Consider the following 23,141-nt stretch of genomic DNA (forward strand, 5'->3'; position numbering starts at 1 on the left):
AGCGGCTGTGCCCGGGGTCACCCGCCCCGCAGCCGCACCTTCTGTGGACACGTACGCGGACCGCGGAACGCGTTGCCGCCGCTCGACTGGCAGGAGCGGACCGACGCGATCAGGGCGACCCTCGCCACGCTCGCCCGACTCGGCGTGACCAGCTACACCGAACCCGGCCTCGGCCCCGGCGGTGACGACATCACGAGGGGCTCGCTCGGTACCGAGACCCTCGACGTCTACCCCCGGCTGCCGGCCGACGACGAACTCACCGCCCGCGTCGGTGTCCTGCTGCTCACCACCGGAATGGCGAGCACCGCCCACGAGTTCGCCCGCGCCCTCACCCCCCTCGGGGAGTCCGACGCCGATCCGCGCCGCCTCGCGATCCTCGGGGTCAAGGTCTTCGCGGACGGCATCGTTCCCAACAAGACGGCCTGGATGCACGAACCGTACGTGGGCGGAGGCTTCGGCTCCCTGTGCGTCGGCGGCGACAGCGACGGCAAGCGGACCGCCGAGGCCCGTCTCCCGGCGCCGGTCCCGGCCGGCCCCCGTAGGCCGGCTCCTTCGGATCGTGCCGGGGCCGCGACCCGGCCGCACGGCCTGCTCGATCAGAGCGTGGCGGGAGCCGCTGCCCCGGCGGTCAGGACTTCCTGCCCTCGCGGTCCTTCCCCCGTGCGGGGCACCTGGTCTAGACAGGGACCGGCGGCCGTCGCCGCCGTAGGTGGGAGGACGGATGCGCAGTCAACGGGAGTCGAACGTCGAAGGGCCGGCGGCCGGCCGGACGGAACGTCCGGGGTGGCTGTCCGCGCCCTCCTTCGCGCAGGCCGCGGCGCAGCGGGTTGCGGCAGGCGGGGCGCTGACGCCGCAGCAGGCGGCCGCCCTACAGGGCGCGGCGGGCAACGCGGCCTTGGTGCAGCGGCTCGCGCGGGACCGGGAGGACCCGGGCGCGGAGGCCCACCGGCACGGCGACGGCTGCGGCCACGCGCCCGTCGTCCAGCGCAAGTCGGCGGTCCTGGACGTGCTGAACACTCCCGGAGTGCCCCTCGACGGCCCGCTGAAGACCGAGATGGAGGGCCGCTTCCAGCGGAACTTCTCCCATCTGCGGCTGCACACCGACACCCGGGCGCAGGACTCGGCGGCGGAGATCGGCGCCGAGGCGTACACCTCGGGCTCGCACATGGTCTTCACCCCGGGCGCGCTGCGCAACAAGCACACCGTCGCGCACGAGATCGCCCACACCATCGACCAGGAGAACGGTTCCGTGCCCGGGACGCCCCAGGGTGACGGAACACGGATGTCCGCTCCCGGTGACGCCGGGGAGCGTTCGGCCGAGGCCAAGGCGGACGAGGTGATGAGCAGGCCGGTCGCACCGTCCCCGTCCGCGGCCGGGCAGGCCGACGGCGTCGCGGCCGACGGGCCGGCGGGAGGCGGGCGCGTCGCCGCGGCTCCGACCGGCGCCGTGCAGCGAACCGTCAAGATCGTCCTGGCCGACGGCAACGCCACCGACATGCGCACCCGTGCGCAGAAGGACGGCGCCCCCACGGATGCCGACGGGCTGCTGGCCTTCCTCCTCCAACAGGTCGCCGGGGAGGGCACGCTCTCCTCCGACGAGACGGCCGCGCTGCGACGCCATCAGGACACCGTCAAGGACCAGTTGCACAAGTGGGTCTCCGGCGTCCCCGGCACCCGTGGCCCCAAGTCCCACCCCGACTTCGGGTCGAAGCAGCAGGACCGTACCTACGCGGGGTACAGCGACCTGGCGCGGGCGCTCGTCGGCTGGGTGGAGGCGAAGGACAACCGCCACCGGGAGAAGGAGCTGGCCGAGGAGGTGAAGAACAACAGCGATGTCGAACTGCACCTGGAGTCGCTGTTGTTGCGCGTCCGGAAGTGGGTCGACGAGCAGCAGAGGAACGCGCCCGCCGACGAGAGCGGGCGGTGGAACGACGTGCAGCAGCAACTGGACACCGGGCTGACCCCGGGACAGGGGCACGACGGGCTGCACGAGTTCGGGCACTACCAGAAGTACTACGACCGGGTGATCCAGGCGAAGATGGACATCCCCGAGCCCGTCCGGCAGCGGCTGCGGACCGCCATCAACGGCGGTATGGGGAAGGTGCTGAACCAGCCCACGCGGTTCACCTTCCGCGACAAGATCATCGTCCTGCACGACCTCATGGAGTTCTTCGGCCCGCGCAAGCCGTGGAACGCCGAGACCGCCGGCAACGGCACGGTCCCGGACGAGGACGGGATGAACCTCACCACCACGGAGATCGACGCGGACGGGAAGCGGACCGGTACGACCGAGGACCGCGGGCAGATGGCCTTCCGGATCCCGGGCAACCGGGTCCGGAACATTTCCTCGACGCGCGCGGAGTACGCCGACAGCACCAAACTGGCCCGGCGGCACCACCTGCCGGTGTGGGCCGGGTCCTCGTTCACCGCCATGCGGATGCTCGGCCTGACCAAGGCCGTCGGCGGCACCATCTCGGAACTCAGCGCGGTGGCCTGGGGCACGTTCGCCTTCTGGCGCCTGGACTACGACCACACCTCGGACCTCGCCTACCACCCCTTGCAGGAGGTGATGGACATCGCGCAGAACTACGGGGTCCCGTACAACATGCTCGACCCGGAGAAGGACCTCGACCGCCACCGGAAGGGCAGCGCCAAGCGGGACCTGGTCGCGGGCATGGGCGTTCTCGACCGCGAGCTGACGGCCGCCGAGCAGGACGTGGCGGACCTGATCGCCCAGTTGAAGACCAGCGCCGACCAGGGCCCGGAGGCCGCCGCTGCCATCGCTCAGGTCCTGGAACCGATCCGGCAGTACCACCGCGACATCCAGGCGATGCACGTCCGGGTACGCGGGTTCCTGGGCGAGGTCCGCGCCCTGGACGAGGGGTCGGGACCGGATGCCCGCAGCACGCTGCTCACTCAGCTCCGCGAGTATCCGTCGATGACCCACGAACTCGGCCGCCTGCACGACGGGATCCTCGCCCTGCGCGCCCAGGTCATGCTCCACCTCGTGGAACCGGAGACCGCCGTGCCGGACGCCGCTCCGGAAGCCGGGCCCTCACGGCACGACGACGGCCTGATGATCGGCGCGGACATGGAGCCGGTCATGGTCAAGAGGCGCCCGAAGAAGGGCAGGAAGAAGCACCCGTGACCCGGCACCCCTGATCCCTCACAACCCGTGGTGCACGCTCGTCCACCGAGGTCGCCTGGCGCGCCTCACGCCGTCGAGAGGTCACGTGGAGGAGTTCGCACTGGACTCCTCCGATTGCGGCCCCACCCTCGTCACCGCCGGACCGGACGGCGCTCTGTGGTTCACCCGCTACCGCGACCACCGGATCGGCCGGATCACCGTGCACGGCGGAGAGGCGCGTCGTGGTGGGTCTTGTCGGTCAGCAGGCTGCCGAGGTGGCGGTCGACGTGTCGGGGTGGATGCTGAAGACGCGGTCGAGGCCGACGACGCGCAGGATGCGGGCGATGTCGGCGGGGACCGCGGCCAGGGCCACGTCGGCGCCATGCTCGGTGGCGAGGTTGCGGGCGGCCGGCAGGGCGCTGATGCCGCTGGAGTCGCAGAATTCCAGACCGGCCAGGTCCAGGAGCAACAGTTGCCTGGCGGCAAGAGTCAGGCCGTCGAGTGCCTTGCGGAGTTCGGGTGCCGTCGCGTGGTCGAGGTCTCCGTTGATCTCCAGTACGGGACCGGTGGCGGCGTCTCGGGCGGTGATCGTCAGTGGGCTCATGCCGGTCTTCACTCGGCGGGGGCGGGCAGCGGGGTGGAGAGCGGGGCGGGTACGCCGAGGGCGAGCAGCGCGGTGTCGTCGTCGAGTCCGTCGCCGAACCCCGTCAGGAGTCCGGTCAGCGCGGTGATCAGCGCTTGCGGGCCCGCGGGCGGCTGGTTCGTGGTGAAGGCGCGTAGGGCGTCCTCGCCGTAGAGGGCGCGGTCGGGCCCGACGCGGGCCTCGGTGAGGCCGTCGGTGTAGAGGAGCAGGGTGTCGCCGGGGCGCAGTTCGGTGTGGGCCGCCGTGAACTGGACGTGGGGCAGGACGCCGATGAGCATTCCGCCGGGGGTGGGGAGGTAGTCGGCGGTCCCGTTGGCGCGTTGGATCAACGCGGAGGGGTGTCCGCCGGAGGCCAGGCGAACCTCGACGCGGTCACTTGCGGCGTGCAAGGTCCCGAAGATGGCGGTGCAGTAGCGGGGGTTGCCGTTGCTGTACCGCTCGTGGAGCACGGTGTTCAAGGTGGTCAGCACGTTGACGGGGTCGGGGTCGTGCATGGCGGTGGCCCGCAGGGTGTAGCGGGTCAGGGAGGTGACCGCGGCGGCTTGTGGGCCTTTGCCGCACACGTCGCCGAGGAAGAACGCCCATCGGCCGGCGTCGAGGGGGAACAGGTCGTAGAAGTCTCCGCCGAGCATGTCGGGGGAGGCGGTGTGGTAGTAGGAGCCGGCTTCCAGACCGGGGATGGCGGGCAGAGCGGCGGGCAGCAGGCTCTGTTGGAGGACGGCGAGGGCCTCTTGGAGTCGTTCGCGGTCGGCCTCTGCCTGCCGGCGTGCCTCCTCCGCCTCACGGCGCGCTTCCTCGGCCGCCTGGCGGCCGCGCAGCAGTTCCCTCTCGTAGGAGCGCCGGTCTCGGGCGTCGAAGACGGTGGTGCGGATCAGCAACGGCTCCCCTTCACCGCTGGTCTTCACCTTCGAGGTGACCAGGACGGGCATCCGCTGCTTGCCCGAGGCTTTGATGTCCAGGGCGATGCCGCTGATCTTGCCCCTCATCTGCAACATCGGGGCGAAGTGCGTCTCGTGGTAGAGCTTGCCGCCCACCGTGAGGAGATCGGAGAAGCACATCCGACCCACCACCGCCGAGCGTTCCAGACCCAGCCACTCCAACAGGGTGGTGTTGATCTTCGCGATGGTGCCGTCCATCAGCGTCGACAGGTACCCGCACGGAGCCTGCTCGTACAGCTCCTCCGCGCTGTCCTCCAACAGGGAGGTGAACGCCGCGTCCGTCGCGGCGACGTTCGACTCTCTGTCGGGCTCCTGGTCCTCGTCGACGCCGCACATCATCGGCGAACCCCGACGAACTCGACGATCGCCCCGGCGGTGGCTTCCGGTGCGCTCAGCTGCGGACAGTGCCCCGTCGCCTTCAACGTGACCAGGCGGCTGCCGGGGATCGCCGCGTGGACGTAGGCCCCGACCTCGCGGGGAGCGATGACGTCCTGCTCGCATTCCAGAACCAGCGTCGGCACCGTCACGGTCTTCAGGTCCTCGCGGCTGTCGGACAGGAACGTCGTACGGGCGAAGACCCGCGCCATGTCCGGATCGGTCGCGCAGAACGACGTCGTCAGCTCCTCGCCGAGCTCCGGGCGGTCCGCGTTGCCCATGATCACCGGCGCCATCGCCGCCGACCACCCCAGATAATTCGACTCCAAGGACTCCAGCAGCTCGTCGATGTCGTCCGCGTCGAACCCGCCCCGGTATCCGGCCTCGTCGATGTAGCGGGGCGAGGGGGCGACCATCACCAGCCGGGAGAACCGCCCCGGCGCCTTGGCCGCGGCCAACACCCCGACCATGGCACTGACCGAATGCCCCACGAAGGTCACCTCCCGCAGGTCCAGCTCCTCGCAGACCTCCAGCACATCCAGCGCGTAGCCCTCCAGTGAGCTGTAGCGCTGCTCGTCCCAGGCCGAGGCGTCGGCGTGGCCGGAGCCCACGTAGTCGAAGAGCACCAGCCGGAAGTCCTCGGCCAGCGCGGGGACGACCAGGCGCCACATGTTCTGGTCACAGCCGAACCCGTGCGCCAGCAGGAGCACACGCCCGTCCGTACGACCCGTGACGGTGACGTTGTTCCTGCGACGGATATCCATTCCGTCAGTCTCGCACCCCGCCCGCGGACATCCGGCAGGCGTAGCAGGGGGGCGGTTCAGGCTCCGCCGCCGCGGCACCACCGAAGGGATCATCGGCGCCGGTCACCGGCGCGCCCTCGCACCGGGCGGTGCCTATTTCCTCGGCCGCGCGTCCGGCACTCCCGCCGCTCCGGTGAACGTGGGCGCGAGCGCCTGTTCGGGCGTGAGACCGAAACCGAGCCCGGTGCCGTAGACCGCCATGGCGAGGGCCTGAAACGCCGGGGGAGGAGTGATGGCGTTGGGGTTCTTGGTGGACACCACCTCGATCGCCGTCCGAAGCGTGGGCGAGTACATGGTGGTGGACTCATAGCCGGCGAAGCTGCCTTCTCCGCCGATGAACCCGCCCGACTCGACGAAGCCCAGTCCGTACCGCCACGTGCCGGGCCCGTTGTAGTTCCCCGTGAAGACGAAGGGGATCGGGTCCTTGGTCGCTTCGGCCCAGACCTCGGGCTTGAGCAGCGCACCGGTCGCCAGGGCGCGGGACCAGATCCGCATGTCCGAGAGCGTCGAGACCATGGCTCCGTGCGCCCAGAGGCACGACGCCGGGATGACCGTCGCGTCATCGGCAGCGGTGGGCGCCTGGGTGGGGCCCACATCACCCAGTCCGTACCCGTGGGTGAAGGGTGCGGTGAGGCCGTTGCCGGAGGTCGGGAGCAGGGTGCGGCGGAGTCCGAGGGGCCGGGCGATGCGCTGCTGGACCGCGGTGCTCAGATCCTGGCCGCCGGCCAGCTCCACGACACGGCCGAGCAGGTTGTAACCGTAATTGCTGTACGACCACTTGGCGCCGGGAGCCGCGACAGGGGGGAACTTCGACTCGGCAGCGAGGAGCTCCGCGACGGTGCAGCCGGTGGGGATCTTCCCCTGGACGGTGGGCGAGGTGAAACCGTCGGCGAGGCCGCTGGTGTGGTTGAGGAGTCGGCGGATCGTGATCCGGTCCCCGTTGGGGACTCCAGGCACCCACTTGGAGATGTGGTCCTCAAGGGCGACTTTCCCCTCGCCCACCAGTTGCAGGACGAGGTTGGCCGTGAACGTCTTGGTCTGGCTCGCGATCTTGAACTGCATGTCCGTACGGAGCGGCGCCCCCGTCGCGAGGTCGGCGACGCCGGTGGCACTGACGAAGGTCCCCTTCGGGCTCCAGATGCCGACCAGGACCCCCGGGGTGCGGTTCGTGTCCTTGAACCGGCGAACGATCTGCTTGACCTTGGCCTCGGTCCGCGCATCGAGAGCTCCGCTGTCGCTGCCGCCCGACACCGCGCTGCCGGCCTGCGGCGACTGGCAGGCCGACCCTGCGAGGACTACGAGCAGGATCAGGCCACCGAGCGAGCGTCCTTTGTACCGGCCCATGGGTCCACGGCTCCGTGTGTCGATCTCTCCGGTCCCCGGCGAGCGAGATGTCCGGCCTTCTCGCCAGCGTCACGGGCGGAGCGGACGGGCGCATCCAGGTCACGCCCATCGGAGTGGCGAAGCGTCCGCCCCCGCTCGCTCCAGCGCCGGCCGCCGCGAGGCGTTCGAGGCCGGCAGCGGTCCGGACCCACCCTCGGTCCGAACCGCTCACCGCGGGCCTTACCGGCGCCACTTTGACGACAGGACCTAGGCCGCTGGGCCCGCCGGGTGGAAGTTGATGCGTTCACTGATGACGGGGAAGCCGGCCTTGGCGAAGTTCGCGGCCATGGGGAGGTTGCCCCGGTCCGTCGCTCCGCTCACGGACTCCGCCCCCTGCTCGACGAGGAGGTGGGTGCATTCCGCGAGGAGGTCGTAGGCGTAGCCGCGACCGCGCTGTTCCGGCACGACTCCGATGAAGCCGATGGTCGGGCCGGAGGGGTTGTGGGCCGGGATGTGGATGCCGGCCAGGTCGCCCTCCGGCGTGTGCGCGAGGTGCCACCACTCCCGCGGGGAGGGGCACCAGTGGAAGAAGTCGAGTTCCTCCTGAGCGGCCTGGTCGAGACCGCCCTCCCCGATGGCCCGGAGCGCGTGGGCGTCCAGGGTGACGGAGTGGATGCGGCGCAACGCGTCGAAGAACACGGCGTCGTCGGGCTCGGCGCTGAAACGCAGGCGTCCGGGCCGCTCGGGCAGGCCTCGCTCCGAGGTCCAGCGGTACAGGAAGCGTTCCACCAGGAGTTCGTACCCTGCGGCTCGTGCGGCGGCGAAGCGCGCCTCGGCGCCGCCGCGCAGATCGGCCTTCTCCCGCCAGTCGCCGGGCAGGTTGATCTCGAGTTCGACCTGCCAGGGAGCGGAGCGCAGGAGTTCGGCCCCGGCCTCCTCCTCGCCCTCGGCCACGTCGAACCAGTTGATGTTGACGGGCTCCGAGTCGTCGGGGCCGCCCCACCACGCGCCGCGTGCGACGACCTCGCCGTCGCGCAGGGCGACGCGCTTCCAGTCGGGGCGGAACCGGGTACGCCGATGGCCTTCACGGGCGCCCAGGGGGTCGGGGAGTGCGTCGAAGAGATGAGCGTCGCTCGCGGAGAGCGCGCGGATGACCGGATCGGTCATGGATTCCTCCGGGATACAGGCTGCTTGGAGCGCTCCCGGTCAGAACTCACGAACCACGCCGGGACAGCGGAAAAGGGAGCGCTGGAATGGTGTGAACCGCACGGCACTCGCCTCCTTCCGTCCCTCTCAGGGCGTGGAGCCACACAGTACGTGACCTGCCATGGGCCCGGCCACGGATATTCGTACCCCTTGAAGGAGAGGTTCGCTGGACGACGCAGAGCGCTCTCAGGCCACTGCATACCGTGGATGGCGCCGTCCGCAGCCTCACGGCCGCGAGCGCCCCGGTCGGGACTGCGGGCCCTACCGGGACGTACACGTCGCCGTGCAGCGCGGCCGGGAGCCGGAGGGGATCGGCCTCACCGACACCCGCGGACTGCCCCGCTGCGCGACCCTCCGGCCGCCCGCGGTCAACTGGAGCCCACTGCACCGAGGTTGGCGCGCACCAGGCGGTGGTCCGAGTACAGGAACGGCAGCACCCGATGCCCGGCCGGGGTGAGACCCTGCAGGTGCACGTAGTCGAACCTGCGCTCCCAGTCGGTAAACGGCCCGCAGCTACCAGTGGCTGGGTGCGGCCCTGTCGCGCCGCCCCTGTCCTGCCCGTGCCCGTCCCGCGGCGTCGAGGGCATCCGCGAGCGCGTCGACGAGCGGGTCGGTGACCGCTGCCGGCCGGGCGATGACGACACGGCTCGGCGGATGGCCGTCGAGGGGTACGAAAGCGATGCCGGGCCGCGCGTGCCGCCGCGCGGCGCCGGCCGGGAGGAGGCCGACCGCGCCCTCCCACACGACAGCGTGCAGGCACTCCTCGACCGAGGTCACGACCGGGCCTGGCGCGTCCTCCTCGGCGGCGAGCCAGTAGGCCCGCCATCGGGCATCGGTCCCCGGGGGCAGGCGGAAACGCGGGCGGTCGGCCAGCTCCGTGACGTGCAGGCGCGGGCGGCTCGCCAGCGGATCGTCCGCAGGGACGACCGCGACCAGCGGCTCCTCACCGAGCAGCCGAACCGTCAGGCCGGCCGTGTCGAAGGGCAGACGGGTCAGCGCGAGGTCCACCCGACCCTCGCGCAAGCCCGCCGTCGGATCGGTGACCGCCGCCTCACGCAGCCGCACCCGCACTCCCGGGCGCATGCGCCGCAAGGCGGCCAGCGCCGCCGGGCCGACCTCCAGGCCCGCGCCCGCGACCGTGCCCAGTACGAGCAACCGGTCGGCCACCGTGTCGCGGACCCGCTCGCGGGCGCGTTCGACCCGCTCCAGAAGATCCCGCGCCTCTGCCAGCAGCACCTCGCCCGCAGGGGTGAGCCGCGCCCCGGTGGGGATCCGCTCGAACAGCCGGCACCCGAGGTCGGCCTCCAGCTCCCGGATACGGCGGCTCAGCGGAGGCTGGGCCAGACGCAGGCGTACGGCGGCGCGGCCGAAGTGGCCCTCTTCGGCCACGGCGACGAAACAGTGCAATGCCCGCAAGTCCATGACCAGCCACGATACCGAGAACGAAGCTGTCCTCCCGAAACCGGTCTTGGACAGCACCGCGGCGACCGCGGTGAGGTGGTGCCAGGCGCCCGGGCAACAGGCCCGCCGCCCGCACCCCCGCCCCTCGCTTCAGGAGCCCGCACATGTACGCACACCCCGACGACCTCCACCGCGCCCGCTCCGTCGGCGGCAACGCCCCCGTGGAATTCGCCGCGTGGGTCGCCTTCCAGCAGGCCGTGGACCGGGAGGACGGGGCGGTGCCACGCCGATACCGCGAGCTGATCTCCGTTGCGGTCGCCCTCGTCACCCAGTGCTCCTACTGCCTGGACGTACACACGGCCGCCGCCCGCCGCCACGGCGTAACCCCCGAGGAACTGGCCGAGGCAGCCTTCGTGACCGCCTCCGTCCGCGCCGGCGGCACACTCGCGCACGCACTGCTGGCCGACCGCCTCTATGAACAGCACACCCACGCCTCGGCGCCCGCCCACGGCTAGTAAGCCCCGCCGGACTTCTGCATCACCGCTGGGCAACGGCTGGAGTGTGGGCCGTGCAGCGGGCTGGTCATGAGTGCGGGACGGTCTTCGCGGACCGTCTCGCGCATGTGTGCCCACGGCGCCGCGCAACTTGCGCTGGAATCGCGCTGGATGCCCGGGATCTGCCCATCGCCACACGCTTGACCTCAATCATGCTTGAGGTGTGACGATGATCCACATGACCACGGAATCCACACCCCACGCGGCGGACATCGAAGCGATCAGCCGGCTCGTAGCCACCGTCGAGCACTCCCAGCGGAACAAGGACCCCGAGGAGTTCCTCGGCCTCTTCCACCCGGACGCGGTCTGGACGACCGCCCACGGCAAGGTCCTCATCGGCCTCGACGCGATCTCGGAGTTCACCCGCAAGGTCCTCCCCGCGGCCAACTGGGACGGCGAGGTCACCTACGAGGTGGTCCACGTGCTCTTCATCCGCCCCGACGTAGCGGCGGTCAAGGTCCGTCAGCGCTACCTGGCCCCGGACGAGGAGAGTGAGGGCGCCCCGCTGTACGTGATCTCGAAGCAAGCCGACGGCCGGTGGCTGCTCACCGCCTGCCAGAACACGGGGGTCGTTACCGACTAGCGTGCCCGTCGATCATGTGCGGAGGCAGATCGTGAGGGCCACCGCGGTGGCCATGCGGAGGTAGACGTATCGGCGCTTGCCGTAGCGGGTGGTGGCCACCGCCCGATGCTGTCTCAACAGACGCCGCAGAAGGAGGGACGGGTCAAGGCCCGCACGGGCCCACTTGTTGGTCACACCCGAAGAACCCGTGCGGACACTGCCACGTCACCGCTGCCCGCCGATGATCAATGGGTGTGGCGCTTCTGCGGGAACTGTCCGAGCCGGGAACTTCCCTGCAGAAGAGCACACGCAGCCGGCGAAGCATCGGACCGGGCATCAGGGCCTCAGCAGCCCGCCCACCCACCAGTCGTGCGGCTTGCCGTCGTTGGCGATGCCGCGATTGCGCAGTGTCCCTTCTACGGTGAAGCCGAGTTTCTCGGCGACGGCACGCGAGCCGGTGTTCCCGGCCATGGCCCACCACTCGACGCGATGGACGTCGAGGGTGTCCCAGCCCCAGTCGCACAGGGCCCGAGATCCCGGCCGAGCACCGCCCCTCCTCACACCGCGGCTGGTCAACGCTCGTCACGGGACCCGCCGTGTTGACCGACGCCGCCCGAAGCGGAGTCACTTCGCACCGACCAAACGAGTCCCTCCGGCCTCCACGTGGAGTCCGAACCCGCCTACAAACGGAGTCAACGAACAGGAACACCTGCGAAGCCGGCCGCTGTCGTCGACCAACCGGCAGGCCGCCGGCATGTCATCGGACGTGCTCGTAGTAGTCCGGCAGCTCCTTCAGGTAGGCCGGGAGATTGGGATTGGCCAGCAGCCGGGGCATCCAGCCCGGGTCCTCGGAGGTGGTCAGGGGGCTCAAAGGGGTTTCCTCGAAGGGCAGGCCCAGGCGGCAGCTCAGGACGCGCGCGATGTCCGCCGCCGTCAGCTCGCCCGGCGGGGGGCCACCCGGGCAGTGGGCCAGTTCGGCCCGGATACGCCGTACGGAGTCCGGTTTCGGCCGTACGCGCTCCAGCAGGAACCCGGGATCCATCGCCAGGGCACGCCGCAGCCGGTCCTCGGTCTCGGCCAGGGGCATCGGCGGCAGGCTCGTACCCGGGCAGTCGACGGCACTCACCTTGACGCGGCCGCCGGGGAAGCGGGCAGTCGGTTCGGTGTCCCGCGAGGGCCGGGCCCGCGCCATGACCGGCTCGTCCCCGTAGAGCATGCCGCCGTCCACCGAGACCAGCCGGACGTTCTCCTCGGTGGCCTCGATCAGATTGCGGTACGGATCGGCGTTCCGATCGTCCAGCACCACGAGGTCGGACAAGTAGCCCGGCGCGAGCCGGCCCGCACGACGGTCCCAGCCCAGCGCCCGGGCCGGGTTGCGGGTCACCATCTCCACCAGCTCCCGGTCCGTGAACAGCCCTTTCAGCCGGCGCTTGTTGACCAGGTCCGCGACCTTCAGCTCGCCAAGGATCGACTTGCTGCCCGAAGGCGCCCAGTCGGCGCCCAGGCTGATGCCGAGTCCGGCGGCCTTCGCGGTGGCGACATCGGCGGTGCTCCCGTAGAGGAGGAAGTTCGACAGCGGCGACCAGACCAGTTGCGCGCCGCGCTCTGCCATGTCGTTCAGCTGGTCCGCGGTGAGCCCGACGCCGTGCACCGCGATCAGCCGCGGCCCCACCAGACCGCTGCGCTGGACGGCCCCGTACTCGTCCGCCATGCGCTGCCCGACCCCCTCTGCCAGGTGCAGGAGCAGTACGCCGTCATGCTCCGCCCGCGACAGGTCCGCCCATTCGCGGGCATCGCGCCCCAGATCCACCCGGCTCACGACGCCGTGCGGGCCGACGTCCGCCGTCTCGACGTTGCGGACCAGACACCCGCGCGCGCTGCTCGGCAGCCCCGCGTCCGCACCCTGCAGCGACGTCGTGCCGCCGGCCAACGCCTTGTACTCGCCGTACCGGCCCAACTCCGCCCCCAGGTCGTAGTAGTCGGGGCTGGAGAGGACGAACCCGCTGTAGGTGATGCGCCGGTTGTACCCGTCGTCGTAGAACCGCCACTCGTAGCGGTCCTTGTACGCCTTGCGCACCGGCATGAGGGGGTACGCGGCGTGCTCGGGGTGGTTGTGCAGGTCGATCATCCCGGGATAGATGACCCCGCCGCTCTCCACGACCCGCGCCGACCGCGCGCCCGGCGGCAGTCGACCGCCCGCCCTGACGACGGCTTCGATCCGGCCGGACCTGATCCAGAGAGAGGCGTCCGGCCAGACGTCCCCCGCGTCGTTCATCGTGACCACCGTGCCTCTGAGCAGCACACCGGGATCCGCAGCGGCCGGCGGGGACGCGGCGGGGCCGAGTGCGAGCACGCCACTCACGGTCAGTGCGGCGAGCAGGGGGACCGCGTTGTTCCTGTGCCTCACGTCGTCTCCGCGTCCGTCTCGGGGATGGTACGGATCATGGGCCACGTGCACCCGGCAGCGGGTCTGCCGATCCCGTCCTCTGAGCAATCCCCCGTAGGCGGTTGTCGCACGCCTTCTCCTCTCACTGGAAGACGGACCAGCCGGTGAAGGTCGTGAAGGTGTCGAGGCAGGTGACTCCGGCGACGGAGTTGCCGTGGCGGTCGATGGCCGATCTCCACACGGACAGGGCGCCGCGGCCAGGGATCACCGCGACGATGCCGCCGCCCACGATGTGGCGAGGGGGTGCGGTCACCGGGGGAGTGAGCACCCACATGAGGGCGGCCACGCAGCGCGGGAGGAACCACCGGAGCCTCACGGCCGGTTGTCCGGGACGGTGAGATCGGCGGGGGTTTGGATGTCCGGGTGGTGAGGAGGGTTCTGCCTCGTCCGGGCGGAACGGCCGAGTGGCGTGAGCACCACTCGGTATCGTCGGGTGAGCGGTGCACGTCAGCGGTAGAGCCACCACTCCTCGTTGCCGTCGAGGAACGGGGATACGGCCGCCGCCTTCCCTCCCGTCTTGCCTCCCGTGTACGCCGAGAGCATGACGAAACTGCGACCCGTCGTCGTACTCCCGAGGGTCACGTCACCAACGCCCCGAGGGTTGCAGTGGTGTCGCAGCCCGCGTATGACGGTTGGAACCTGCGGGCGCCGGCCAAGGCCCGATGGCCGACAACCCGTTCGTGGCCGTTAGAGTCACAGGCCATGGGGGATCGGACACGTGTGAAGCACTGCAAGCAGTGCCGTCGGCCGCTCGACCAGCGAAGCCGGTGGCGGCGCCCGAAGCGGTTCTGCAGCCGCCGGCACCGTCTGGGGTACTGGGTGGAGGAGATCTTGGACGCCGTCCTGAACTGACGCTCGCCCCACTCACCGGCGAGGTCGAGAAGGGGCCCGCCGCAGCCGCGCGGAGACCGCAGCTGGGCGCCGGCCCGATGGACGCACGCCCACGGCAACGGCAGACCGAGCCGACCGGCGTCCGCCTCCGCGTCGGCGAGCAACCGCTCGGCGTACCCGGCGTCCCCGCCCGCCGGCGCGGCGGTCACCATCAGGGTAAGGAGCGAGGGCCGGAAGGCGGGCTGCACCTGCGGTAGGCCGTCACCGCCCCCGCCGTCCAGCAGCGTCCGCAAGCATCCGGTGGCGTTCCCCCCGAGCAGCTGCGCATGCGCCGGCAGGCTGATCGCGGAGGTGGCCCACCAGCCCGCGGACAAGGCGGACGGCACCTGCGGTCATCAACATCCTGGCTCGCCGTTTTCTACAAGACCCGCCCCGAGACACCCCGGCACACTCAGGCCGAGTTCCGCTCCGACAGGCGCTTTCCCTCCTCCGGCCGTCTCGTGGGTCGGACGGTCGGGTCCTAGGCCCTGTCGTCGAAGGAGACAGAGACATGGGCATGACGAGGAACCTCGCAGGAATCGTCACCGGGCTCGCGCTTACCGGCGGGTTGCTGGCGGTGGGTACAGGAACTGCCGGCGCGGCGGCGTCGGACTGCCCTTCGGGCTACTTCTGTGTCTGGTCCGGACAGAACTACACCGGGCAGAGGCAGCAGATCGCCGGCGGCAACTCCAACCTGACCCAGTACGCGGTCTTCCAGAACTTCAGGTCGTGGTACAACCACGGTGCTTCCTGTGACCTCAAGTGGTACCCGGGAACCAACTACACCGGCTCCAGCGGGATCATCCCGAAGGGCACCAGGAAGTCCGACGGCGTGGGCCACTACATGAAGTCCAACAACTGGGTCAACTGCAGCTGAACGGCCCAGGCATGAGGGTGGTGCTCGCCGGAGTCCGCCCCTGCCTCGCGCTACCCCATCCACCGGCGGTCTGCAATCCGACGGAGGCGCCGAAGATCCACCGGCGTCTGAACTCGACGATCATGTCCCTCGTACCCTGATCGGCCCTTCAGGGCACGGGCCTTCGGGATCAGGTCGTGGCCCCGGCCGGCAGGTCGGGGAGGCGCTGTGGTGCCCCGTCCTTCAGGGGCAGGCTGAGGACCATCGTCAGGCCGCCGCCGGGGGTGTCCTCGGCGGTCAGGGTGCCGTCCATGGCCTCCAGGAAGCCCCTCGCCACGGCGAGGCCGAGGCCCACCCCGGCGCCCCCGGGGGCGTCCCCGTACCGCTGGAACGGTTCGAAGATCCGGTCCTTGGCCTCGTCGGGGACTCCGGGTCCGCGGTCGACGACGCGGACTTCGAGCCGGGTGGCGACGGCGCTGGCGGCCACCAGGACGCTCTCACCGGCGGGGCTGTACTTGACGGCGTTCTCGACGATGTTGGCGACGGCCCGCTCCAGCAGACCGCGGTCCACGGCGACCATGGGCAGCGTCTCCGGGATGTCGAGGACCACGCTGTCGTCGGGTACGCCGGCCAGGGCCATCGGCACGACCTCGTCGAGGTCGGTCTCCCGGACGATCGGGACGACGGTCCCGGTCTGGAGGCGGGACATGTCGAGGAGGTTGCCGATCAGGTGGTCGAGGCGGTCGGCGCCGTCCTCGATGCCCTCCAGGAGCTCGGCCCGGTCCTCCTCCGACCATTCCACGTCGGTGGAACGGAGCGAGGTGACGGCGACCTTGACGGAGGCGAGCGGGGTGCGCAGGTCGTGGCTGACGGCGGCCAGCAGCGCGGTGCGGATCTGATTGCCTTCGATCAGGCGCCGCGCTTCCTCCGCCTCGTCGACCAGGCGCTGGCGGTCCAGTACGACGGCGGCCTGCGCGGCGAACGCGCCGAGCACCCGGCGGTCCTCCGCGGGCAGGACCCGCCCGGTCAGGGCGAGCGCCATGTTCTCGCCGATGGGCATGTCGACGTCGGCGTCCTCCGGGCGGGCGACCGGATTCCGTCCGGTGCTGCCCGCGCAGGTCCACGGGTCCACCTCCGTACCGCGCTCCAGCAGCGCCACGGACTCCATGGCGAAGGTCTCGCGAACCCGCTCCAACAGGGCGTCGAGGGCGGTCTCGCCGCGCAGGATGCTGCCCGCGAGGAAGGAGAGGATCTCCGACTCGGCGCGCAGCCGGGCCGCCTGGTGGGTGCGGCGGGCGGCCAGGTCGACGACGGAAGCCACCGACACGGCCACGCCGACGAAGATCGCGATGGCGACGATGTTCTTGGGGTCGGAGATGGTGAGCTGGTGGAGCGGTGGCGTGAAGTAGTAGTTCAGTAGCAGGGAGCCGAAGGCGGCCGAGGCAAGCGCGGGGAGCAGGCCGCCGAGGAGCGCCGCCGCCACGGTGCACGTGAGGAAGAGCAGCATGTCGTTGGCGAGCCCGAGCTCGGGCACGACCCGGCTGAGCAGCAGCGTGAGCAGTGCCGGGCCGGCGATGCCGGTCAGCCTGCCCCAGATGATGCGGGGTCTGGCGAGTCGTCCGCCGCGGGCGACCGGCAGGGAATGGCGGCCCTTGGCGGCCTCGTCGTGCGTGACGATGTGCACGTCGAGGTCCGGGCCGGACTCGCGGGCGACGGTGGCGCTGACGCCCGGCCGGAAAACGGACTGCCAGGAGCGTCTGCGGCTGACGCCGAGGACGATCTGGGTGGCGTTCACACCGCGTGCGAACTCCAACAGCGCGTCGGGCACGTGGTCGCCTATGACGTGGTGGAAGGTACCGCCGAGGTCCTCGACCAGGGTCCGCTGGAGGGCGAGTTCCTTGGGGGAGGCGCCGGTGAGTCCGTCGCTGCGGGCGATGTAGACGGCGAGGACCTCGCCGCCCGAGCCCTTCTCGGCGAGGCGGGCGGCGCGGCGGATGAGGGTACGGCCCTCCGGCCCGCCGGTGATGCCGACGACGATGCGTTCGCGGGCCTGCCAGGTGGTGCGGATGTTGTGCTCACCGCGGTACTCGCGGAGGTACTCGTCGACTCGGTCGGCGACCCAGAGCAGCGCGAGCTCGCGCAGGGCGGTCAGGTTGCCGGGGCGGAAGTAGTTGGACAGGGCCGCGTCGACCTTGTCGGACTTGTAGATGTTCCCGTGGGCCATGCGTCGGCGCAGTGCCTGCGGGGACATGTCCACGAGCTCGATCTGGTCTGCGCGGCGGACCACCTCGTCCGGCACCGTCTCCCGCTGCCGCACCCCGGTGATCGTCTCCACGACGTCGCCGAGTGACTCCAGGTGCTGGATGTTGACGGTCGAGACCACGTCGATACCGGCCTGGAGGAGTTCCTCCACGTCCTGCCAGCGCTTGGCGTTGCGCGAGCCGGGCACGTTGGTGTGCGCGAGCTCGTCCACGAGGGCGACAGTGGGCCGGCGGGCAAGGACCGCGTCCACGTCCATCTCGGTGAACGTGGAACCCCGGTAGCCAAGTTCGCGCCGGGAGATCTGCTCCAGCCCGTGGAGCATCACCTCGGTGCGCGGACGGTGGTGGTGCTCCACGAAGGCGACCACGACATCGGTGCCCCGCTCCACCCGGCGGTGGCCCTCCGAGAGCATCGCGTACGTCTTGCCGACGCCGGGGGCCGAGCCCAGGTAGATACGAAACTTGCCGCGTCCCATGATGTTTACGTCATCCCTCGAAGCGGTAGCCCATGCCGGGCTCGGTGATCAGGTATCTCGGATGCGAGGGGTCCGCTTCCAGTTTGCGCCGGAGCTGGGCCATGTAGACCCGCAGGTAGTTGGTGTGCTCGGAGTACGTCGGCCCCCAGACGTCGAGCAGCAGTTTCCGCTGGCTGATCAGCCGGCCCGGATGGGTGATCAGGATCTCCAGGAGATGCCACTCGGTGGGGGTCAGCCGCACGCTGCGGTCGTTTCGCCGGACCTTCCTCGCCACCAGGTCAACGGTGAAGTCCTCCGTCGTGACCACCGCGATCTCGGGGGAGGGCACGGAGACCTCCCGGCGGCGGACGGAGGCCCGCAGCCGGGCGAGGAGCTCGTCCATGCTGAACGGTTTCGTCACGTAGTCGTCGGCCCCCGCGTCGAGGGCGCGGATCTTCTCCTCGGAAGTGTGACGGGCGGAGAGGACGAGGATCGGCACGCCGCTCGTCTCCCGCACCTCCTTGATGACGTCAATGCCGTCCATGTCGGGCAGGCCGAGGTCCAGCAGGATGACGTCCGGCTTGCGGACGGCTGCCAGACGCAGGGCCTTGTGCCCGTCGGAAGCCGTTTCCACCTCGAACTTCCGCGCCTCAAGGTTGATCTTGAGCGCGCGGACGAGCTGGGTGTCGTCTTCCACCACCAGCACCTTGATCATCCGTGTGGGCCTTCCTCAGTCGGTGGATACGGGTCGGAGCCGGCGGGGCGCGTGGCCACCTCCCAGCAGTGGCTGGGGGAGCTTCGCGCCAGGCCGGCTCCGACCCCTGTTCGGGGGAACGTCAGCCCCTGGTCAGTGCCTTGAGCGCGGTGTTGAGTTCGAGGACGTTCACGCGGGGTTCGCCCATGAAGCCGAGGGTGCGGCCGGTGGTGTGGTCGGCGACGAGCTTCTCGACCTGCTTGACGTCGAGCTTGTTCCGCTCGGCGACCCGGTGGATCTGGATCTTGGCGTACCCGGGGGAGATGTGCGGGTCGAGGCCGGAGCCGGAGGAGGTGACGGCGTCGGCCGGCACGTCCTCGGGCTTGACCTTGTAGGAGGTGGTCGAGTTGTCGGTGACGACCGAGTCCTTGGCGGCGACGACCTGGGCACACAGGGTGCCTTCCTCCGCGCCCGCCGTGCACAGGCCGTTGACGGCGCCGTTGTCGGCGGACCGGTTGGTGGCGCCCGAGAGGATCAGCGAGTACTGCGTGTTCACGCTGTTGGAGCCCAGCCCGTTGGAGGGGCGCGGCTGGAACCACTGGAGGTCCGGCTTGGCGGATTCCTCGGGGTCGTCGGGGTTCTGCTTCGGCAGGTTGTAGGTCTGCCCGATGAGGGAGGAGCCGACGACCTGGCCGCTCTTGTCCTTGACCTCGGAGCCGTTGGCCTTGTCGTTGAACAGGGCCTGGGCGATGCCGGTGACGGCGAGCGGGTAGATCACGCCGCAGATGACCGTCAGGACCAGCAGCGCCCGCAGGCCGGCGCCGATCAGGCGTGCGGTGTTGCCCACAGAGTTGTTCATCGCAGATCAGCCGATTCCGGGGATGAGGGAGATGAGGAGGTCGATGACCTTGATGCCGATGAACGGGGCGATCAGACCGCCCACGCCATACAGACCGAGGTTCCGCCGGAGCATCTTGTCGGCGCTGGTCGGCCGGTACCGCACGCCCTTGAGGGCGAGCGGTACGAGCGCGATGATGATCAGCGCGTTGAAGATGACCGCGGAGAGGATCGCCGACTCGGGGGAGGTCAGGCCCATGATGTTGAGCTTGTCCAGGCCCGGGTGGACCACGGCGAACATCGCGGGAATGATCGCGAAGTACTTGGCGACGTCGTTGGCGATGGAGAAGGTGGTCAGCGCCCCTCGGGTGATCAGCAACTGCTTGCCGATCTCCACGATCTCGATGAGCTTGGTGGGGTTGGAGTCGAGGTCCACCATGTTCCCGGCCTCCTTGGCGGCCGAGGTGCCGGTGTTCATCGCGACGCCGACGTCGGCCTGAGCGAGGGCGGGGGCGTCGTTGGTGCCGTCGCCGGTCATCGCGACGAGCTTGCCGCCGGCCTGCTCCCGCTTGATGAGAGCCATCTTGTCCTCGGGAGTCGCCTCGGCGAGGAAGTCGTCGACGCCCGCCTCCTCGGCGATCGCCTTCGCGGTCAGCGGGTTGTCGCCCGTGATCATGACGGTCTTGATGCCCATGCGGCGCAGTTCGTCGAACCGCTCGCGCATGCCCTCCTTGACGACGTCCTTGAGGTGGATGACACCCAGCACTCGGGCTCCGCGCTCGTCCTCGACGGCCACGAGAAGAGGGGTGCCGCCGGCCTCGGAGATCCGATTGGCCAGGGTGTCGGCGTCGCCCGAGACCTGCCCGCCCTGCTCCTTCACCCAGGTGATGACCGAACCGGCGGCTCCCTTGCGGGTCTTGCGGCCGTCCACGTCCACGCCCGACATGCGGGTCTGGGCGGTGAAGGCGATCCACTCGGCGCCGGCGAGCTCGCCCTGGTGGCGTTCGCGCAGTCCGTACTTCTCCTTCGCGAGGACCACGATGGAACGGCCCTCGGGGGTCTCGTCCGCGAGGGACGAAAGCTGTGCGGCGTCCGCCAGTTCGGCTTCCCTGGTGCCCTTGACCGGTACGAACTCGGAGGCCTGCCGGTTGCCGAGGGTGATGGTGCCGGTCTTGTCGAGCAGCAGGGTGGACACGTCGCCCGCGGCCTCGACGGCGCGGCCCGACATGGCGAGGACGTTGCGCTGGACCAGGCGGTCCATGCCGGCGATGCCGATGGCGGAGAGCAGCGCACCGATCGTGGTCGGGATCAGGCAGACCAACAGGGCGGTCAGCACGATCATCGACTGCTCGGCGCCCGCGTAGATCGCGAACGGCTGCAGGGTGACGACGGCGAGGAGGAACACGATCGTGAGGGACGCGAGCAGGATGTTGAGCGCGATCTCGTTGGGCGTCTTCTGTCGGGCCGCGCCCTCCACGAGGGCGATCATCCGGTCGATGAAGGTCTCACCGGGCTTCGTCGTGATTTTGACGACGATCCGGTCGGAGAGCACCTTCGTGCCACCGGTCACGGCCGAACGGTCGCCGCCCGACTCGCGGATGACGGGAGCGGATTCGCCCGTGATGGCCGACTCGTCGACCGAGGCGACGCCCTCGACGACGTCACCGTCACCGGGGATGATGTCGCCGGCCTCGCAGACGACCAGGTCGCCGATGCGCAGCTCCGTGCCGGGGACCCGTTCCTCCACCGAGCCGTCGAGGCGGCGGGCGACCGTGTCGGTCTTGGCCTTGCGCAGCGTGTCGGCCTGGGCCTTGCCGCGGCCTTCGGCGACCGCCTCGGCGAGGTTGGCGAAGATCGTGGTGAGCCAGAGCCAGGCCGTGATGGCCCAACCGAACCAGTCGGTCGGGTCCTTGACCGCGAGGACGGTCGTGACGACCGAGCCGATCAGGACCACGAACATGACGGGGGACTTGATCATGATGCGGGGATCGAGCTTGCGCACCGCGTCCGGGAAGGACTTCAGCAGTGCCTTGGGGTCGAACAAGCCCCCGCCGACGCGGCCGGCAGCGTGCTTGTGCTCGGTGAGGACGTCCTCGTGCGGAGCACGGGTGGGAGTGATGGTGCTCATGAGGCGAGCCCTTCGGCGAGGGGCCCCAGCGCGAGGGCGGGGAAGTAGGTCAGGCCGGTGATGATGACGATCGTGCCGACGAGCAGGCCGGCGTAGAGCGGCTTGTCGGTGCGCAGCGTGCCCGCGGTCTCGGGCACGGGCTTCTGCTCGGCCAGCGAACCGGCGAGCGCGAGGACGAACACCATGGGCAGGAAACGGCCCAGCAGCATCGCGATGCCGATGGTGCTGTTGAACCACTGGGTGTCGGCGTTCAGACCGGCGAAGGCGGAGCCGTTGTTGTTGGCGCCCGAGGTGTAGGCATAGAGGATCTCCGAGAAGCCGTGCGCGCCGGAGTTGGTCATCGAGTCGCCCGGGGTGGGCAGGGCCATCGCCGCGGCGGTGAAGCACAGTACGAGAGCCGGGGTGATGAGGATGTAGCAGGCGGCGAGCTTGATCTCGCGGGTGCCGATCTTCTTGCCCAGGTATTCGGGGGTGCGGCCGACCATCAGGCCCGCGATGAACACGGCGATGATCGCCATGATCAGCATGCCGTAGAGACCGGATCCGACGCCGCCGGGCGCGATCTCGCCGAGTTGCATGCCCAGCATGGTGATGCCGCCGCCGAAGCCCGTGTACGAGGAGTGGAAGGAGTTGACGGCGCCGGTCGAGGTCAGCGTCGTGGCCACGGCGAAGATCGACGAACCGCCGATCCCGAACCGGGTCTCCTTGCCCTCCATCGCACCGCCCGCGACGTCCAGCGCCGGGCCGTGGTGGGCGAACTCGGTCCACATCATCAGGCCGGTGAACGCGATCCAGATGACGCCCATCGTGGCAAGGATCGCGTAGCCCTGGCGCAGGTTGCCGACCATCCGGCCGAACGTCCGCGTCAGCGCGAACGGGATGACGAGGATCAGGAAGATCTCGAAGAGGTTCGAGAAGGGGGTCGGGTTCTCGAAGGGGTGGGCGGAGTTGGCGTTGAAGTAACCGCCGCCGTTCGTGCCCAGCTCCTTGATGACCTCCTGCGAGGCGACCGCCCCGCCGTTCCACTGCTGGGCGCCGCCCATGAACTGGCCGACCTCGTGAATGCCCGCGAAGTTCTGGATGACCCCGCAGCCCACCAGGACCAGGGCGCCGATCACGGAGATCGGAAGCAGGATGCGGACGGTGCCGCGCACCAGGTCGGACCAGAAGTTGCCGAGCTCACCGGTTCGGGAGCGCGCGAAGCCCCGTACGAGAGCCACGGCGACGGCCATGCCGACGGCGGCGGAGACGAAGTTCTGCACCGCGAGGCCGCCGGTCTGCACGACGTGGCCCATGGCCTGCTCGCCGTAGTACGACTGCCAGTTGGTGTTCGCCACGAAGGACGCTGCGGTGTTGAAGGCCTGGTCCGGGTCGATCGACACGAAGCCGAGCGAACCCGGCAGGCTGCCCTGCAGGCGCTGAAGGGCGTAGAGGAAGAGGACGCTCACCGCCGAGAAGGCGAGGACGCCGCGCAGGTAGGCGGGCCAGCGCATCTCGGCCGACGGATTGGCGCCGATGACCTTGTAGATCCACTTCTCCGGCTTGTAGTGCTTCTCGGAGGAGTAGACCCGGGCCATGTAGTCGCCGAGGGGACGGTAGGCCAGTGCGAGCGCGGCGATGAGCGCGAGCAGCTGGAGCACACCAGCGGTTACGGGGCTCATA

18 protein-coding genes and 2 pseudogenes are annotated in these 23,141 nt (G+C 70.1%); 5 read left to right on the forward strand and 15 right to left on the reverse strand.

Annotation, left to right across the window (positions count from 1 at the left end; genetic code table 11):
• The first annotated feature begins 721 nt into the window (after window positions 1-721).
• Both OG906_RS33305 and OG906_RS43685 read left to right on the forward strand, forming a co-directional pair.
• Window positions 722-3,148, forward strand: a complete 2,427-nt coding sequence (locus tag OG906_RS33305) for an eCIS core domain-containing protein (protein WP_329447747.1) — start codon at window positions 722-724, stop codon at window positions 3,146-3,148.
• Between the two features lie 13 nt (window positions 3,149-3,161).
• Window positions 3,162-3,344: pseudogene (locus tag OG906_RS43685) on the forward strand (virginiamycin B lyase family protein); the annotation flags it as partial.
• A gap of 42 nt (window positions 3,345-3,386) precedes the next feature.
• Here OG906_RS43685 and OG906_RS33315 read toward each other — a convergent pair.
• The 6 genes from OG906_RS33315 to OG906_RS33340 all read right to left on the reverse strand — a co-directional run bounded on the left by OG906_RS33315 (window position 3,387) and on the right by OG906_RS33340 (window position 9,837).
• Entirely contained in the window at window positions 3,387-3,731 is a 345-nt protein-coding gene (locus OG906_RS33315; RefSeq protein WP_329447748.1) for an STAS domain-containing protein, read from the reverse strand.
• Window positions 3,732-3,739: 8 nt separating this feature from the next.
• Window positions 3,740-5,047 carry a PP2C family protein-serine/threonine phosphatase gene (locus OG906_RS33320; protein ID WP_329447749.1) on the reverse strand — a complete coding sequence of 436 codons (1,308 nt, stop codon included), beginning with the start codon at window positions 5,045-5,047 and terminating at the stop codon, window positions 3,740-3,742.
• Window positions 5,044-5,847: an alpha/beta fold hydrolase gene (locus OG906_RS33325; RefSeq protein WP_329447750.1), complete on the reverse strand. Its 804-nt coding sequence runs from the start codon at window positions 5,845-5,847 to the stop codon at window positions 5,044-5,046. The genes OG906_RS33320 and OG906_RS33325 overlap by 4 nt, the downstream gene beginning before the upstream one ends.
• Window positions 5,848-5,979: 132 nt before the next feature.
• A complete protein-coding gene (locus OG906_RS33330) occupies window positions 5,980-7,230 on the reverse strand; it encodes a serine hydrolase domain-containing protein (protein WP_329447751.1) in 1,251 nt (416 codons plus the stop codon).
• 246 nt (window positions 7,231-7,476) lie between these two features.
• Complete coding sequence (locus tag OG906_RS33335; RefSeq protein WP_329447752.1) at window positions 7,477-8,376, reverse strand: GNAT family N-acetyltransferase; 900 nt, start codon at window positions 8,374-8,376, stop codon at window positions 7,477-7,479.
• A 552-nt stretch (window positions 8,377-8,928) separates the two neighbouring features.
• Complete coding sequence (locus OG906_RS33340; RefSeq protein ID WP_329447753.1) at window positions 8,929-9,837, reverse strand: LysR family transcriptional regulator; 909 nt, start codon at window positions 9,835-9,837, stop codon at window positions 8,929-8,931.
• A gap of 143 nt (window positions 9,838-9,980) precedes the next feature.
• Between OG906_RS33340 and OG906_RS33345 the strand changes: the two genes are divergently transcribed.
• Entirely contained in the window at window positions 9,981-10,331 is a 351-nt protein-coding gene (locus OG906_RS33345) for a carboxymuconolactone decarboxylase family protein (protein WP_329447754.1), read from the forward strand.
• 208 nt (window positions 10,332-10,539) lie between these two features.
• The gene (locus tag OG906_RS33350) at window positions 10,540-10,953 is read left to right on the forward strand and encodes an SgcJ/EcaC family oxidoreductase (RefSeq protein WP_402301722.1); all 414 of its coding nucleotides are present in this window, start codon (window positions 10,540-10,542) and stop codon (window positions 10,951-10,953) included.
• 315 nt (window positions 10,954-11,268) lie between these two features.
• Here the strand turns inward: OG906_RS33350 and OG906_RS33355 are convergent, their stop codons facing one another.
• From OG906_RS33355 to OG906_RS33370, 4 genes and pseudogenes are all read right to left on the reverse strand, one after another.
• Window positions 11,269-11,493, reverse strand: a complete 225-nt coding sequence (locus tag OG906_RS33355; protein ID WP_443067437.1) for a GNAT family N-acetyltransferase — start codon at window positions 11,491-11,493, stop codon at window positions 11,269-11,271.
• A 196-nt stretch (window positions 11,494-11,689) separates the two neighbouring features.
• Window positions 11,690-13,339 (reverse strand): amidohydrolase family protein, encoded by a 1,650-nt coding sequence (locus OG906_RS33360; protein ID WP_329447757.1) that lies wholly within the window; start codon window positions 13,337-13,339, stop codon window positions 11,690-11,692.
• 121 nt (window positions 13,340-13,460) lie between these two features.
• Window positions 13,461-13,631 (reverse strand): annotated as a pseudogene (locus tag OG906_RS33365) (glutaminase); the annotation flags it as partial.
• Window positions 13,632-13,825: 194 nt separating this feature from the next.
• Window positions 13,826-13,960, reverse strand: coding sequence for a hypothetical protein (locus OG906_RS33370; protein ID WP_329447758.1), 135 nt, complete (start codon window positions 13,958-13,960; stop codon window positions 13,826-13,828).
• 799 nt (window positions 13,961-14,759) lie between these two features.
• On the opposite strand from OG906_RS33370, the gene OG906_RS33375 reads away from it, so the two are divergent.
• The gene (locus tag OG906_RS33375; protein ID WP_329447759.1) at window positions 14,760-15,125 is read left to right on the forward strand and encodes a peptidase inhibitor family I36 protein; all 366 of its coding nucleotides are present in this window, start codon (window positions 14,760-14,762) and stop codon (window positions 15,123-15,125) included.
• Window positions 15,126-15,294: 169 nt separating this feature from the next.
• Here OG906_RS33375 and OG906_RS33380 read toward each other — a convergent pair whose 3' ends face one another.
• From OG906_RS33380 to kdpA, 5 genes are all read right to left on the reverse strand, one after another.
• On the reverse strand, window positions 15,295-17,841 hold the full coding sequence (locus OG906_RS33380; RefSeq protein ID WP_329447760.1) for an ATP-binding protein: 2,547 nt from the start codon (window positions 17,839-17,841) through the stop codon (window positions 15,295-15,297).
• Window positions 17,842-17,851: 10 nt separating this feature from the next.
• On the reverse strand, window positions 17,852-18,535 hold the full coding sequence (locus OG906_RS33385) for a response regulator (protein ID WP_329447761.1): 684 nt from the start codon (window positions 18,533-18,535) through the stop codon (window positions 17,852-17,854).
• Between the two features lie 121 nt (window positions 18,536-18,656).
• Window positions 18,657-19,373, reverse strand: a complete 717-nt coding sequence (locus tag OG906_RS33390; RefSeq protein WP_329447762.1) for a potassium-transporting ATPase subunit C — start codon at window positions 19,371-19,373, stop codon at window positions 18,657-18,659.
• 6 nt (window positions 19,374-19,379) lie between these two features.
• The gene (gene kdpB, locus OG906_RS33395) at window positions 19,380-21,479 is read right to left on the reverse strand and encodes a potassium-transporting ATPase subunit KdpB (RefSeq protein ID WP_329447763.1); all 2,100 of its coding nucleotides are present in this window, start codon (window positions 21,477-21,479) and stop codon (window positions 19,380-19,382) included.
• A complete protein-coding gene (gene kdpA / locus OG906_RS33400) occupies window positions 21,476-23,140 on the reverse strand; it encodes a potassium-transporting ATPase subunit KdpA (protein ID WP_329447764.1) in 1,665 nt (554 codons plus the stop codon). Before kdpA ends, kdpB begins: the two co-directional genes overlap by 4 nt.
• Window position 23,141 lies beyond the last annotated feature (1 nt).

It is taken from the genome of Streptomyces sp. NBC_01426 (assembly GCF_036231985.1).
Lineage (GTDB): Bacteria > Actinomycetota > Actinomycetes > Streptomycetales > Streptomycetaceae > Streptomyces.

Bases quoted from the DNA above. Each gene is read 5' to 3' on its own strand.
- OG906_RS33305 (WP_329447747.1), top strand. From the start codon at position 722: ATGCGCAGTCAACGGGAGTCGAACGTCGAAGGGCCGGCGGCCGGCCGG.
- OG906_RS33315 (WP_329447748.1), bottom strand. From the start codon at position 3,731: ATGAGCCCACTGACGATCACCGCCCGAGACGCCGCCACCGGTCCCGTA.
- OG906_RS33320 (WP_329447749.1), bottom strand. From the start codon at position 5,047: ATGATGTGCGGCGTCGACGAGGACCAGGAGCCCGACAGAGAGTCGAAC.
- OG906_RS33325 (WP_329447750.1), bottom strand. From the start codon at position 5,847: ATGGATATCCGTCGCAGGAACAACGTCACCGTCACGGGTCGTACGGAC.
- OG906_RS33330 (WP_329447751.1), bottom strand. From the start codon at position 7,230: ATGGGCCGGTACAAAGGACGCTCGCTCGGTGGCCTGATCCTGCTCGTA.
- OG906_RS33335 (WP_329447752.1), bottom strand. From the start codon at position 8,376: ATGACCGATCCGGTCATCCGCGCGCTCTCCGCGAGCGACGCTCATCTC.
- OG906_RS33340 (WP_329447753.1), bottom strand. From the start codon at position 9,837: ATGGACTTGCGGGCATTGCACTGTTTCGTCGCCGTGGCCGAAGAGGGC.
- OG906_RS33345 (WP_329447754.1), top strand. From the start codon at position 9,981: ATGTACGCACACCCCGACGACCTCCACCGCGCCCGCTCCGTCGGCGGC.
- OG906_RS33350 (WP_402301722.1), top strand. From the start codon at position 10,540: ATGATCCACATGACCACGGAATCCACACCCCACGCGGCGGACATCGAA.
- OG906_RS33375 (WP_329447759.1), top strand. From the start codon at position 14,760: ATGGGCATGACGAGGAACCTCGCAGGAATCGTCACCGGGCTCGCGCTT.
- OG906_RS33380 (WP_329447760.1), bottom strand. From the start codon at position 17,841: ATGGGACGCGGCAAGTTTCGTATCTACCTGGGCTCGGCCCCCGGCGTC.
- OG906_RS33385 (WP_329447761.1), bottom strand. From the start codon at position 18,535: ATGATCAAGGTGCTGGTGGTGGAAGACGACACCCAGCTCGTCCGCGCG.
- OG906_RS33390 (WP_329447762.1), bottom strand. From the start codon at position 19,373: ATGAACAACTCTGTGGGCAACACCGCACGCCTGATCGGCGCCGGCCTG.
- kdpB (WP_329447763.1), bottom strand. From the start codon at position 21,479: ATGAGCACCATCACTCCCACCCGTGCTCCGCACGAGGACGTCCTCACC.
- kdpA (WP_329447764.1), bottom strand. From the start codon at position 23,140: ATGAGCCCCGTAACCGCTGGTGTGCTCCAGCTGCTCGCGCTCATCGCC.